The 13,679-nt window shown below is 66.8% G+C and carries 13 protein-coding genes; 12 read left to right on the plus strand and 1 reads right to left on the minus strand.

The features are described from left to right. Positions 1-413: 413 nt before the first annotated feature. From XINFAN_RS06930 to XINFAN_RS06945, 4 genes are read left to right on the plus strand one after another with little or no spacing between them, the layout of a single operon-like run. Entirely contained in the window at positions 414-1,277 is an 864-nt protein-coding gene (locus XINFAN_RS06930; protein WP_124085758.1) for an FAD binding domain-containing protein, read from the plus strand. Then, entirely contained in the window at positions 1,274-3,604 is a 2,331-nt protein-coding gene (locus tag XINFAN_RS06935) for a xanthine dehydrogenase family protein molybdopterin-binding subunit (RefSeq protein ID WP_124085759.1), read from the plus strand. The genes XINFAN_RS06930 and XINFAN_RS06935 overlap by 4 nt, the downstream gene beginning before the upstream one ends. Next, on the plus strand, positions 3,601-4,092 hold the full coding sequence (locus XINFAN_RS06940) for a (2Fe-2S)-binding protein (RefSeq protein WP_124085760.1): 492 nt from the start codon (positions 3,601-3,603) through the stop codon (positions 4,090-4,092). The genes XINFAN_RS06935 and XINFAN_RS06940 overlap by 4 nt, the downstream gene beginning before the upstream one ends. Then, a complete protein-coding gene (locus tag XINFAN_RS06945; protein ID WP_124085761.1) occupies positions 4,089-6,371 on the plus strand; it encodes a xanthine dehydrogenase family protein molybdopterin-binding subunit in 2,283 nt (760 codons plus the stop codon). Before XINFAN_RS06940 ends, XINFAN_RS06945 begins: the two co-directional genes overlap by 4 nt. Before the next feature lie 22 nt (positions 6,372-6,393). Here the strand turns inward: XINFAN_RS06945 and XINFAN_RS06950 are convergent, their stop codons facing one another. Next, entirely contained in the window at positions 6,394-6,996 is a 603-nt protein-coding gene (locus XINFAN_RS06950) for a cupin domain-containing protein (protein ID WP_124085762.1), read from the minus strand. Positions 6,997-7,314: 318 nt separating this feature from the next. On the opposite strand from XINFAN_RS06950, the gene XINFAN_RS06955 reads away from it, so the two are divergent. The 8 genes from XINFAN_RS06955 (at position 7,315) to XINFAN_RS06990 (ending at position 13,660) form a co-directional block, all read left to right on the plus strand. Continuing rightward, a complete protein-coding gene (locus XINFAN_RS06955) occupies positions 7,315-7,704 on the plus strand; it encodes a hypothetical protein (protein WP_124085763.1) in 390 nt (129 codons plus the stop codon). A 3-nt stretch (positions 7,705-7,707) separates the two neighbouring features. Further along, positions 7,708-8,130, plus strand: coding sequence for a cupin domain-containing protein (locus tag XINFAN_RS06960; RefSeq protein ID WP_124085764.1), 423 nt, complete (start codon positions 7,708-7,710; stop codon positions 8,128-8,130). Further along, positions 8,127-8,978: a nitrilase-related carbon-nitrogen hydrolase gene (locus XINFAN_RS06965; protein ID WP_124085765.1), complete on the plus strand. Its 852-nt coding sequence runs from the start codon at positions 8,127-8,129 to the stop codon at positions 8,976-8,978. The genes XINFAN_RS06960 and XINFAN_RS06965 overlap by 4 nt, the downstream gene beginning before the upstream one ends. 30 nt (positions 8,979-9,008) lie before the next feature. Beyond that, positions 9,009-9,587 carry an SRPBCC family protein gene (locus XINFAN_RS06970; protein ID WP_124085766.1) on the plus strand — a complete coding sequence of 193 codons (579 nt, stop codon included), beginning with the start codon at positions 9,009-9,011 and terminating at the stop codon, positions 9,585-9,587. A 99-nt stretch (positions 9,588-9,686) separates the two neighbouring features. Further along, complete coding sequence (locus XINFAN_RS06975) at positions 9,687-10,556, plus strand: branched-chain amino acid ABC transporter permease (RefSeq protein ID WP_124085767.1); 870 nt, start codon at positions 9,687-9,689, stop codon at positions 10,554-10,556. A 14-nt stretch (positions 10,557-10,570) separates the two neighbouring features. Further along, positions 10,571-11,554: a branched-chain amino acid ABC transporter permease gene (locus XINFAN_RS06980; RefSeq protein ID WP_124085768.1), complete on the plus strand. Its 984-nt coding sequence runs from the start codon at positions 10,571-10,573 to the stop codon at positions 11,552-11,554. Next, entirely contained in the window at positions 11,554-12,309 is a 756-nt protein-coding gene (locus XINFAN_RS06985) for an ABC transporter ATP-binding protein (protein WP_124085769.1), read from the plus strand. The genes XINFAN_RS06980 and XINFAN_RS06985 overlap by 1 nt, the downstream gene beginning before the upstream one ends. Positions 12,310-12,400: 91 nt before the next feature. After that, positions 12,401-13,660 (plus strand): ABC transporter substrate-binding protein, encoded by a 1,260-nt coding sequence (locus tag XINFAN_RS06990; protein ID WP_124085770.1) that lies wholly within the window; start codon positions 12,401-12,403, stop codon positions 13,658-13,660. Positions 13,661-13,679 lie beyond the last annotated feature (19 nt).

Raw genomic sequence — 13,679 nt, forward strand, 5'->3', positions numbered from 1 at the left:
AGGGGCGGATTGCGCCTTTCCCGGCCGCTGACACGGGCTTTCGCGTCATAGTCGCCCGTGACCGGCCAGGCGCCACCGCGGCGGCGACGGGCATGATCTTGTGGCCTGCGGGGCGGGGTGATGGTCCGCCGGATATGCCTTCGACCCTGGGTTACATGATCAATTTTTGAACATAGTTATATTTTATGCGCTTGCGGAAAAGAGGCCCTTTCCGGGCCGGCCGGAGCGGGGGGTCATCCGGGGTCAGATTCCCGAAAAGAGATATTATCTTTGTTTTGCAATGTATTGATGGGTTTCCGAGGGTGGGGTGGCACCTCTGGCGCGCCGGAAAAAACTGTGACGCAGGGTGCATAATAGATTGGACATCCGCTCAAAGCCGATGCTATCGTCCTTAAAAATTTGACAGGGTTGAAATGAAGCCAGCCTCCTTCAGCTATCACAAGCCCGGATCGGTTTCGGCGGCGCTCGCGCTTCTGGCGCAGTTCGGCGAAGAGGGGAAGATCATCGCGGGCGGCCAGAGTCTGGTGCCGTCGATGAACTTCCGCCTCGCCCGGCCCGAGACGCTGATCGACATCAACCATATCGCGGAAATCCAGGGCGTAAGCGACCAGGGCGATCATCTTGAGATCGGCGCGGTGACCCGCCACGCCACCTTTCACCACCCGGTCAGCCCCTGTCCGCTGGGGCGGATGCTGACGAAGGTGGTCGCCAATATCGCCCATTACCCGATCCGCCAGCGCGGCACCTTCGGCGGCTCGCTTTCCCATGCCGATCCGGCCTCGGAATGGTGCCTCGTCGCCGTCACCATGGGCGCCGAGATGGAGATCCACGGCCCCGCCGGCGCGCGCAGGGTGCCCGCGGCGCAGTTCTTCCGCGGCACCTTCACCACCGCCGTCGGGCGCGACGAGTTGCTGGCGCGGATCCGGCTGCCGAAACTGCCCGAGGGCTGGGGCACCGGATTTTACGAATTTTCCCGCCGCAAGGGGGATTTCGCCCTCGCGATGGCGCTGGCGGCGCTGAAGGTCGAGGGCGGCACGATCCGGGCTGCGCGGCTGGGCCTTGGCGCCGTCGGCGCCCATCCGCAGCGGCTGGAGGCGCTGGAGGCCGAACTGACCGGCCAGCCCGCCACGCCCCAGACCTTCGCGGCCATCGGTGCGCGCGCGCAGACCATGGTCACGCCTTCGGGCGACATTCACGGCTCGGCCGAATACCGGCGCGAGCTTGCGGCCACGGTGATCGCGCGGGCGCTGACCCGGGCGGCGGAGGATGCGGCATGAGCTGGATCGGACGCACCCTGCCGCGGCTGGAGGATCCGGCGCTCTTGCGCGGTCTCGGGCGCTATTTCGCCGATCTGGCCCGGGGCGCCCAGGCGGTGAAATTCGTGCGCAGCCCGATGGCGGCGGGGGTGATCACCGGGATCGACCTGCCCGATCCCGAGGACATCCGCGGCCATATCTTCCTCGCCCGCGATCTGGAGGCCGGCGGCGTGCGGCCGGTTCAGGCGGTGCTCGACCGCCCCGATTACCGCCGGGTGCCGCATCCGGCACTGGCGGGCGCGCGGGTGGTGTTCACCGGCCAGGCGGTGGCGATGGTGGTGGCCGAAACCGAGGCGCTGGCCGAGGATCTGGCCGAGCAGGTCTTCGTCGATATCGAGCCCGAAGACCCCGTCATCAGCATCGGGGATGCGCTGGCCGAAGACGCGCGGCCGGTTCACCCGGAAACCCCCGGCAATGTCATGGTCGAGGGCGCGATGCGCACCCCGGGCGTCGATCAGGCTTTCACTGACGCCGCCTGCGTGGTGGAACTGAACCTGCGCTCGCAGCGCCAGACCGCGATGCCGATGGAGGGGCGCGGCGGCGTGGCCGATTACGATGCGGCCAGCGGCCGGGTGACGCTTTATGCCTCGGTGCAGATGCCGCATATGCTGCGCACCGGGCTTGCCGATGCGCTGGCGATCGACGAGGGGCTGTTGCGGGTGGTCGCCCCCGATGTGGGCGGCGGGTTCGGCTCGAAAATGGCGCTGTTCCCGGAATATGTCGCGCTGGTCTGGGCGTGTTTCCGGCTGAAGCGCAAGCTGGCCTGGATCGAGGACCGGCGCGAGAATTTCCTTGCGGGGTCGCATTCGCGCGACCAGATCTTCAGCGTGAAGGGCGCCTTCTCGGCCGAGGGGCGGCTCCTGGCCATCGACGGCGATCTGCGCTCGAACGTGGGGGCCTATTCCTGCTATCCCGTCACCTGCGGGGTCGAGCCGCTGATGGCCTTCGCCGAACTGCCGGGGCCTTACGATTTCGCCCATTACGGCGTGCGCTCGCGCGGGATCACCTCGAACACCGCGATGATGGCGCCCTATCGCGGCGTGGCGCGGCCGATGCTGACCCTGACCATGGAGCAGCTGATGGACCGCGCCGGGGCGAAGCTGGGCATCGACCCGGTGGAGATGCGGCGGCGCAATCTGGTGACGAAATTCCCGCATACCTCGCCCACCGGCCTTGTCTTCGACGAGGCGTCCTATCTGGAGGCGATGGAGGCGGCGGTGAAGATCGCCGACTACCCCGCCTTCCGCGCCCGCCAGGCCGAGGCGCGGGCGGGGGGGCGTTATCTGGGGATCGGGCTCGCGGTGTTCTCGGAACGCACCGGCTATGGCACGCCTGCCTTTGCCGCGCGCAAGATGGCCATCGTGCCGGGCTATGAAAGCGTCGATTGCGAGATGGGGCCGTCGGGGCAGGTCACGCTGAGGATCGGCGCCTCGCCGCATGGCCAGGGGCTGAAAACCGCGCTGGCGCAGCTGGTGGCCGACCGGATCGGCATCGCGCCCGACCAGATCAGGGTGATCGCAGGCGACACCGATGCCACCCCCTACGGCTGGGGCAGCTTCGCCAGCCGCTCGATGGTGATCGCGGGCGGCGCCAGCCAGTTCGCCGCCGACAAGGTGGCCGACAAACTGCGCCGGATCGCCGGGCAGCTCATGGAGGTGCCGCCCGAGACCATCACCCTTGGCGACGGCCTCGCCATGGCCGCGGGCACCAACCGCAGCCTGCCGATCGGCGATCTTGCGCGCGCGATCCACAGCCAGAGCCACCGTTTCCCGGAGATGGAGCCCGGGATCAGGACCCAGGGCTTCTACGACCCGCCCGGCACCTTCTCGAACGCCGCGCATATCTGCGAGGTCGAGGTCGATACCCAGACCGGCGGCGTCAGGATCGACCGCTTCCTCGTGGTCGAGGATGCGGGCCTCCTGATCAATCCGATGATCGTCGATGGCCAGATCGCGGGCGGCGTGGCCCAGGGCATCGCCAATGCGCTGTATGAGGAACTGATCTACGACGAATACGGCACGCTGCTGACCAGTTCGCTGGCCGATTACCTGCCGCCGACCTGCGCCGAGATCCCGCCGATAGAGATCCACCATATGGAGACCCTCTCGCCCGAGACCGTCACCGGCGCCAAGGGCGTGGGCGAGGGCGGCACCATCGGCGCGCCCGCCGCGGTCGTCTCGGCGATCATGGACGCGCTTGCGCCCTTCGGCGTCGAGATCAACACCATCCCCGCCACGCCCGACCGCATCCGGGCGGCGCTGCGCGAAGCGAAAGGGCCTGCCCGATGAACGAAAAGCTCGACATCACGCTGACGGTGAACGGCAGGAGCCATGCGCTTGGCGTCGAGCCGCGCCGCAACCTGGCCGATGCCTTGCGCGACGATCTGGGGCTGACCGGCACCCATGTCGGTTGCGAACACGGCGTCTGCGGCGCCTGCACCGTGCTGATGGACGGCCGGCCGGTGCGGTCCTGCCTGACCTTCGCCTGCCAGGCCGAGGGGGCCGCCATCGAGACGGTCGAGGGCCTTGCCGACGGCGACCGGCTGCATCCCCTGCAACAGAAATTCTGGGAGTTGCACGGGCTGCAATGCGGCTTCTGCACCCCGGGGATGCTGATGCTGGCCGCCGGCGCCCTGCGCGAGAACCCCGATATGGACGACGAGGAGATCCGCGAGGTCATGTCGTCGAACCTCTGCCGCTGCACCGGCTATCAGAACATCCTCAGGGCGGTGCGCGCCGCCGCCGATGTCATGCGCGCCGAGGGGGCGCAGGGATGACCGAGAACGCGCCGAACCTGATCGGTCAGAGTGTCGCGCGTATCGAGGACCCCGAGCTTCTGACCGGCAAAGGCACTTTCGCCGCCGATTTCAACCGCGCGGGCCAGATCCATATGCGGGTCCTGCGCTCTCCGGTGGCCTTCGGGCGGCTCGGGGGGATCGACACCGCCGAGGCCCGCGCGCTGCCCGGGGTGATCGCGGTCTGGACGGCGGAAGACATCGCCGATCTGCCGCAGATCGACTTTCGCATGACGAAGGTGCAGGGCCTCGGGCCCTACCGGCAATGGTGTCTCGCGCGCGATTACGTCCGTTACGTGGGCGATCCGATTGCGGTGGTCTTCGCCGAGACCGCCTTCCTCGCCGAGGATGCCTGCGATCTGATCTTTCCCGAGATCGGGGAACTCGATCCGCAGCTCGATCCGCTGGATGATCCCTCGCCTTACATGCCCGAAACCATGCCGGGGGTGCTGTCGGAACCGGCGGTGCTGCGCAAGGGCTCGGGCGATGTGGAGGCGGTTTTCGCCCATGCGGCCGAGGTGGTGGAGCTGGAACTCTCGGTCGGCCGCCACAGCGGCATCCCCCTGGAGACGCGCGGCGCGCTTGGCGTTTATGACCGGGACAGCGACACGATCACCATGTATGGCGCCGCCAAGGTGCCGCATTACAACCGCGGCGCCATCGCCGATATGCTGCGCCTGCCGGTGGAGCGGGTGCATCTGTCCGAGGGCCATGTCGGCGGCGGCTTCGGCCCGCGCGGCGAGCTTTACCCCGAGGACGTGTTGGTCTGCTACGCTTGCCGCCGCCTTGGCCGCCCGGTGAAATGGATCGAGGACCGGCGCGAGCATTTCCTTTCCACCAACCACTCGCGCGACCAGCATTACCGGCTGAAGGCGGCCATCGACGAGCGGGGCGTGATCCAGGCGCTGGACGCGGAATTCTTCACCGACCAGGGCGCCTATGTCCGCACCCACGGCGCCACCGTCTCGGATCTGGCGGCGGCGCTGCTGCCCGGCCCCTATCTGATCCCGGCCTACCGCGTCGCGGGCCATATCCGGCTGACCAACAAGACCCCCTGCGGCACCTACCGCGCCCCCGGCCGCTACGAGAGCAGCTTCGCCCGCGAGCGGCTGATCGACGCCATCGCGGCCAGGAAGGGCCTCGATCCGTTCGAGATCCGTGCCCGCAACCTGATCCCCGAGGACCGGATTCCGTTCGACCGCGGCATCGACGCGCTCGGAACCCATGTGGTCTACGATTCCGGCAAATATCACGACCTGCTGGCGCGGCTGCGCGCGGCGCTGGACTGGGATGCGCTGTCCGCCCGGGTCGCCGCGCGGCGGGCCGAAGGCGAGCGGATCGGCCTCGGGATCGGCTATTTCGTCGAGAAAAGCGGCCTCGGCCCCGATGACAAGGTGCGGCTGCATTTCTACCCCGACGGGCTGATCTGCATCGTCACCGGCGTCGCCAACATCGGCCAGGGGGTGGAAACCGCGATGGCGCAGATCTGCGGCGGCACGCTCGGCCTGCCGATGGCGGGGATCTCGATCCTGCACGGCCAGACCCGGCTGATCGACGAGGGGCGCGGCGCCTTTGCCACAAGGGTCACGGTGATGACCGGCTCGGCGGTGAAACTGGCCTCCGAGGCGCTCTTGGATCAGGCGCTGGATCTGGCGGCGGGCAGGTTCGGTCTGCCGCGCGAAGAATTGCGCTACCGTGCCGGGCGGATCTGGCACGAGGGCGGCGCCAGCGTGACGCTGTGCGAACTGGCCGCGGAATACGGCGGCGAGGACGGGCTGGTGGCCGAAGGCATCTTCCGCTCGGACCACATGACCTATCCCTATGGCATCCATTTCGCCCAGGTGAAGCTGGATCCCGGCACCGGCGGGGTACAGATCGAGCGTTACATGGTCGCCTTCGACGTGGGCCGCGCGATCAATCCGATGCTGGTCGAGGGCCAGATCACCGGCGCGGTGGCGCAGGGAATCGGCGGCGCGCTTTACGAGGAATTCGTCTATGACGCGGCGGGCCAGCCGCTGGTGACCTCTTTCGCCGATTACCTGATGCCGACCGCGATGGAGATTCCGCCGATCGAGACGCTGATCCGCGAGGATGCGCCCAGCCCGCTCAATCCGCTGGGCGTCAAGGGCGCGGGCGAGGGCGGCATCACCGCCGCCGGCGCCGCCATCGCCTCGGCTGTCGAAGACGCGATTGGCCGGCCCGGGGTGGTGGACCGTCTGCCCCTTACCCCCGAACGGGTGGCCGGCTGGCTGCGCGGCTGAGCGGGACGCCTGCGGCGCCCCCTCATTTCCGGCTGGTGTTGAACCACAATGTGCGCGCCGTGCCAGGCCCCGGGTTCCAGATCCGGTGCGGGCGCTGCGAGGAATAGGACACCAGATCGCCCGCCTTCAGCACATGGTTCGCGCCATCCACTTCGACGATCAGCGAGCCCTCAAGCAGGAAGCCGTATTCGTAACCGTAATGGCTCAGCGGCTGTTCGCTCGATCCGGTATGGGCGGGATATTCGTTGATCGCCACCGTCACGCCGTTGAGGGTATCTTCCTTCATCACCCGCCGCACCGCGCCGGTGCCGGTCTCCAGCACCCGCGCCTCGGCCGCGCGCACGACCAGATTGTCCTGCGGGCCTTCGCCCTCGACGATCAGCGCCGACATGCTTTTGCCGAGCGCCTCGCTGATCACCACCAGCGAGCCGATCGAGGGCGAGGCGAGGCCGCGCTCGACGAGGCTGAGCATCGACGAGCTGAGCCCGGTCGCCTCGGCCAGCGCCTGGAGGGTCATGCCCCGGCCTTTGCGCAGCTCGCGGATCCGCTGGCCGATGATGGCGAGGGTCTTTTCCGTGGCGGCGTTGGCGGGCACATCCTGGAGCATTTGTTCAGAACTGCTCAAATTCAGCACCTTCAATCGTAAGTTTGTTGTTTTTTCTCATCTTTTGTTCCGTAATCCTTTGGTGTTCCCGTTTAACATGCGTAAGAGTTGATGTCATTAAACTAGTTCGTCGCAGGAGGATTTTCGATCCGGCCCTGAGTCTGGCGGTCCGCATCGGTCTGCGGCCGCGGATGGGCGCTGCAAATGCTCAAAAAACATGCGTTCATCTGCCGGAAGCCCAGAGCGAAGCGATTTTGGACTTCAGTATTGATAAAACTACTTGTGTAAAATTAAATTTTAACTAGGCTAAAGAAAGCAGGTGCAGAACAGGAAACGGGAATGACCGAAGAATCGCCGAACACGGTGCGCGTGATAGATACCACGCTGAATCGGGCGCCTCTGTCGATCGTCCGCCGGGGCGGAGCGGCCCATGCGGTGCTCTGGCCCGGCAATGGCGCCCGGTTCCGCAGTTTTAATCTGGTCGAACTGGACGCCCTCGGTCAGACGGTTGATCTGCGTCACGAAAAGGAATGCGCCTGGTATATCCAGGGCGGCTCGGGGCTGATCCGCGATCTCGCCACCGACGAGGCGCAGGAGCTTGCCGAAGGGGCGATGCTGCATATCGGCCCGGGCGACGGCTACCGGATCGAGGCCGGCGAATCCGGGCTGACCGCGATTGGCGGCACGGTGCCGGTGGATCCGAAATTCTACGAAGATTATCTGGGGTAAGGCATGGCGATCCGCGTTTTTCATCGTGACAATCCGTCCCTGCGCCTGCCGCTGATCTCGAAGGATGCGCGGTTCGTGGTCTGGCCCGGGACCGAGGCCTGGAACGCCAACATGAACTATGTCGTGCTGGAGCCGGGCGAGGCCAATGTGCCGCATGTCCACCAGATTTCCGAGGATACGATCTATATCCTCAAGGGGCGCGGCACGGCGGTCGATTACACCAACAACCTGTCGCTGCCGTTCCATGCCGGCTGCCTCGTGCATGTGCCGGTGGGGGTGAAACACGCGGTCCATGCCGATCTGGGCGAGGGGATCGTCAGCGTGGGCGGCCCCGCCCCGGCGGATGTGCCCTTGCTGCGCAAGGCCGGGGCGCTGCCGCCCGATGTGCCGGTGCCTGGGAATTTCTGCGTCGAGGTGCCGGAATGAGCGGCTTCGGGGTCTCGGCGGTTCAGTTCGGCGCGGTGCCCGGCGATGCCGCGGCCAACCGCCGGCTGATCGCCGGGGCCGTGCGTGCCGAGGCCGAAGCCGGTGCGAAGCTGATCGTGCTGCCCGAACTCGCGGTCAGCGGCTATCATCTCGATGAGGCTCTGTTGCGCGCCACCGCCGAACCGGCCGCAGGCGAGACGGCAGAGCTGCTGGCGGCCCTGGCCGCGCGCCACGAGGCGACCATTGTCTGCGGCTTTTGCGAAGACGAGGGCGGGCGGCTTTACAATTCCGCCCTGCTCGTCACGCCGCAAGGGCAGCAGGTGCTTTACCGCAAGCTGCATCTGTTCGACGGCGAGAAAGAGGTTTTCACCCCCGGCGACCGCGGCCTCGTGCTGGCGGAAACGCCGGTCGGCACCGTGGGGATCTGCGTCTGCTACGATCTGCGCTTTGTCGAGGTGGCGCGGGGGCTGGCGCTGATGGGGGCCGATCTGCTGGCGGTGCCCACCGCCTGGACCGGCGGCTTCGACCGCGCCCCGCGCGACGAGGGCGGCTTCATCGGCCAGGCGCGCGGCGCCGTCGTCCAGGCCAATCTCAACCAGCTGCCGATGGTTTGTGCTTCGCAATCCGGCACCGGGCAGGCTATCCGTTTCCTCGGCTCGTCGCTGATCGCCGATGCTTATGGGGCCTGCCTTGCCGGCCCGATGGGCGAAGATGAAGCGGGCGCCGTCCGGGCGGTGCTGGACCTGGATCAGATCCGCGCCGCCCGACGGCGTTCGGACCGGATCCGGCCCCGCGAGGACCGCCGGGTGGATGTATACAGTCTTGGCGTGAACGGACGCAGCTACTGACCTGACCACCAGAGAAGTGGATAAGAAGAAATGAAGCTCCAACAGGAATTCGTGCTTGCAAGACCCCGGGAGCGGGTCTGGGCCTTTTTCGGCGACGTGCCCGCGGTGGCGCGCTGCCTGCCGGGCGCGGAATATACCGGCCCCTCGGGCGACAACAGCCATACCGGCCGGATGTCGATGAAGGTCGGCCCCTTCCAGGCCAGTTTCGAGGGCGAGGCCGAGGTGCTGTACGATGCCGCCGCGCATAAGGTCAGCATGTCCGGCAAGGGCGTCGACAAGAAGGGCGCCTCGCGCGGCAAGATGGTGATGGACTGCCTGATCTCGGACGAGGGCGGCAGCACCAGGGTCGCGGTCGATGCCGATGTGCAGCTTTCGGGCGCCATCGCCCAGTTCGGCCGCACCGGCATCATCCAGGAAATCGCCGGCGTGCTGATCGCGGATTTCGTGCGCAACGTCGAGGCGGCGCTGCCCGATGCCGCGGCTCCGGCCACCGGCGCGGCGGCTGCGCCCGCATCCGCCGCCGCCGCACCCCGGCCGGTCAGCGGCACCCGCATCCTTTGGCTGACGCTGAAGAACATGATCTCGAAACTCTTCCGAAGAACCGCCTGAAACCGCAGCCGCCATGGCGGCCACGAACAATAAACAGGGGCCCGAAGGCCGGCGCGACCCGTTCGCACCGGACGGCGGCCTGATGACCAGGGGAACACGATGGATATCCTGATTTTCGGCCTGATCTCGGGGAGTATCATCCTGCTCTCATCGGTCGGCTTCGCGATGATCGTGAAAGTCGAGGGCTTTCTGAACATCGCTCACGGGCAGATGCTGCTGCTGGGCGCCTATCTCGGGCTGTTCTTCTCGGGCTACGGCCTGCCGCTGGCGGTGACGATGCTGCTGGCCAGTATCGCGACCGGGGTGATCGGCATGTTGTGCTATGGCCTGCTGTTCCGGCCGGTGAAATCGCAGGGGCTGCTGGTCCTGCTGTTCACCTCGGTCGGCGCGGCCTATGTGATCCACGGCGTCGTCGGCGCCATCGCGGGCAAGAGGATGCTGGCTTACGATCTGCCGCCGACCCGGGCGATCCGCATCTTCGGCGAGCCCTTCATGACCCGCTACGAGCTGACCACCGTGATCCTCGCGCTGGTGCTGGCGCTGGCGGTGCATCTGTTCATGACCCACACCCGGGCGGGCAAAGAGATCCGCGCGGTCTCGGACAACGAGGATCTGGCGCGGGTGCGCGGGATCGACCCGGTGCGCTCGTCCTATCTGGTGTGGTTCGTCGCCTCGGCGCTTGGCGGGCTGGCGGGGGTGCTGATGGGGATCATGGGCTCGCTGCATCTGGGGATGGGCTGGCAGCAGATCATCATCATCCTCGCCACCACCGTGCTGGGCGGGATCGGCAGCATCTACGGCGTGATGCTGGCGGCCTTCGTGCTGGCCTTCGGCATCGAGATCGGCCTTCTGTTCGCCGAGCCGTCCTATCGCTCGGGCATCGCCTTCCTGATCATCATCGTCGTCCTGTTCGTGCGGCCGCAGGGGCTTCAGTCCCTCTGGGGCGCGGGCAAGCTGCGCACCCATTAAAAGGAGCCCGCACCATGGAAGGCATCCTGCTTTTCGCCATCAGCATCGGAACCCTCGCCGCGATCTACGGCATGGTGACGCTGGCGCTGAATCTTGAGACCGGCACCGGCCCGTTGTGGGATCTGGGGATCGTCTCGTTCTTCGGGATCGGCGCCTATGCCTATGTGATCCTGACCGCCGCCCCCGCCGAAGGGCATCAGCACTATCTTTACGGCTTCGGTCTGCCGATGTGGCTGGGGGTGATCGGCGCGGCCCTTGCCGGGGCGGTGGCGGCCTGGTTCATCGGCCTGCCCTCGCTCAGGCTGCGCAAGGAATATTTCCTGATCGTCACCCTGGCCTTCGCCGAGGTGCTGCGCCAGCTTTACATCAACGAAGACTGGCTGACGAACGGCGTCGCCGGGATCTACGGGCTGGAACAGCCGCTGCGCGGCCTGGTGGAGGCCCGGCAATACACTTACGTGCTGTTCGCGCTGGCGATCTGCGGGCTGCTGGCGGTCTGGGCCCTGACGCGGATGATCTCGCTTTCGGCCTTTGGCCGCGCCTGCAAGGCCCTGCGCGAGAACGAGGCGCTGGCGATCACCGCCGGGATCGATCCGCGCCGCACCTCGATGGTGCTTTACGTGCTGGCGGGGGCGTTCACCGCCGTCGCCGGGGTGTTCTACGTCTGGTATAACACCCTGGTGGTGCCGGGGCAGTTCAGCTCGGATCTGACCTTCTTCGTCTGGACCGCGCTGATCATCGGCGGCGTGGGCTCCAGCCGCGGCGCGCTGTTCGGCGCCTTCATCTTCATCCTGCTGCACGACTCGCTGCGCTTCCTTCAGGTTTCGGGCGAGACGGCGGTGACGCTGACCTCGCTGCGCACGGCGCTGATCGGGCTCTTGCTGATCCTGATCCTGCGCTTCCGCCCGAACGGAATCTTCCCCGAGACCCGGGTCGTCTTCAAACTGCCCGACCGCGCGAAAGCGGCCGAGGGCGCAAAGCGGAAAGGGCTGGCCTGATGCTCGAAGTTCGCAACGTCTCATTGTATTACGGCGGCATCTGCGCGGTGAACGACATGAGCCTTGAGGTGGCCGAGGGCGAGATCGTCGGCCTGATCGGCACCAACGGGGCGGGCAAGACCTCGCTCTTCAACGTGATCACCGGCTTTGCCCGCGCCAGTTCCGGCACCGTGCGCTTTCTGGGCCGCGACGTGACCGGCTACAGCGGCCCCCGGATCGCGCAGGCGGGGATGCTGCGCACCTTCCAGACCCCGGTCGGCTTTCCGAAGATGACGGTGATGGAGAACATGCTGGTGTTCTCGCGCGCCGATGCGGCGGCCCGGCCCTCGATCTTCCGCGGTGCGTCGCCCGCCCGCGCGGTGCTGGAGGAGGCGATGGAGTTCCTTGCCATCTTCGGCCTCGCCGCCCGCGCCGGGGACTGGGTGCAGGACCTGGCCGCGCCCGAGCTGAAGATGCTGGAATTCGCCCGGGCGATGATGGCGCACCCCAAAATGCTCTTGCTCGACGAGCCCGCGGCCGGGGTCAATCCGGCGCTCCAGGGCAATCTGATCGAACATATCGGCGCGCTGCGGCGGCGGGGCGTCACCTTCCTGGTGGTCGATCACAACCTGCGCTTCATCCGCGACATCTGCGACCGCGCCTATGCGATGGCCGACGGGCGGCTGATCGCCAGCGGTCCGACCGGCGATGTGCTGAACAATCCCGATGTGATCCGGCTCTATCTCGGCGGCGGCGCCGGGGAGGAGGCGGCCTGACCTCTTTCCCCGCGCGCGCCCGGCGAGTGGCGCGCGCGGGGGCCTTGCAAGACCAATAACAAAACAAGACGTCCAACAGAGGAAACAGACCATGATCAATCGTTTCGCAACGATTTCCCGTCGCGCCCTGCTTGGCGGCGCCACCGCTCTGGCTCTCGGCAGCGCGGCACCCCCCGCGTCCTTCGCGCAGGAGGGCGACATCAAACTCGGCCTGCTGATCGGCCTGACCGGCGACATGGGGCCCTGGGCACCGGCCCTGAACAATGCCGCCATCCTGGCGGTGGAAGAGATCAACGCCGCCGGGGGCATTCTGGGCCGCAAGGTGCAACTGGTCACCGAGGACAACAATTCCGCCGTGGCCGGCGCGGTGCGCGGCGCGACCAAGCTGGTCAGCGTCGATGCGGTCTCGGCCATCATCGGCCCGGAAAGCGATCCGATCGTCGCGCTGCGCAGCTTCGCCAAGGACAACAAGGTGCCGGTGATCTCGACCTCGGCCGGGACCGAGGCGCTGGACAAGGCCGGCGGCACCGGCACCTATATCTACCGCACCAATGCCTCGGACAGCTTCCTCGGCGTGGTCCATGCCAAACTTCTGCTCGACGAGATGGGGCAGAAGGAGATCGCCCTCGTGGTCGAGAACCTCGAAGGCACGATGTCGGGTGCGAACACTTTCAGGAAGGCCTACGAACGGCTTGGCGGCAAGATCGTCAAAGAAGTGGTGCTGGCGCCCGGTCAGTCCAGCTATCAGGCCGAGGTCCGCGCGGTGGCCGACACCGACCCGGACATGGTCTTTCTGGCGGTCGGGCAGACCGCCGGGGTGAATTTCGTCAAACAGGCCTATCAGCGCGGCTACGACTGGAAATACTGGGTGACGGCCGAGCTGCAATCCCCCGATTTCGTCAATGCCGCCGGGGTCGAGATCGTCCAGGGCACGATCAATCCGGTATCGAGCCAGGTCGAGAATGCCGAAAGCTGGGAGCGGTTCTCGGCGGCCTATGAGGCGCGGTTCGGCGAGAAGCCCGAACCCGGCTTCTACCAGGCCGAGACCTATGACGCCTTCATCGCCGTCGCCCTGGCGATCGAGGCGGCGGGCGACGCCAGCGGCGAGGCGGTCGATGCCAATCTGACCAAAGTCTCGGGGCCGGACGGCAAGAAGGTCATCTCCTTCGAGGAAGGCCGCGAGGCGCTGAAGGCGGGCGAGGACATCGACTACGAGGGCGCCTCGGGCTCGCTCGACTTCGACGAATTCGGCAATGTGACCATCCCGGCCACCAGGATGCTGCAAATCACCGAAGACGGCAGCTGGCAGACCATCAAGGTCATCGACTCGTCGAACTTCCCGGCGAACTGAGCCCCGGGCCCCGCCCCCC

It is taken from the genome of Pseudogemmobacter humi, assembly GCF_900609055.1.
GTDB lineage: Bacteria > Pseudomonadota > Alphaproteobacteria > Rhodobacterales > Rhodobacteraceae > Pseudogemmobacter > Pseudogemmobacter humi.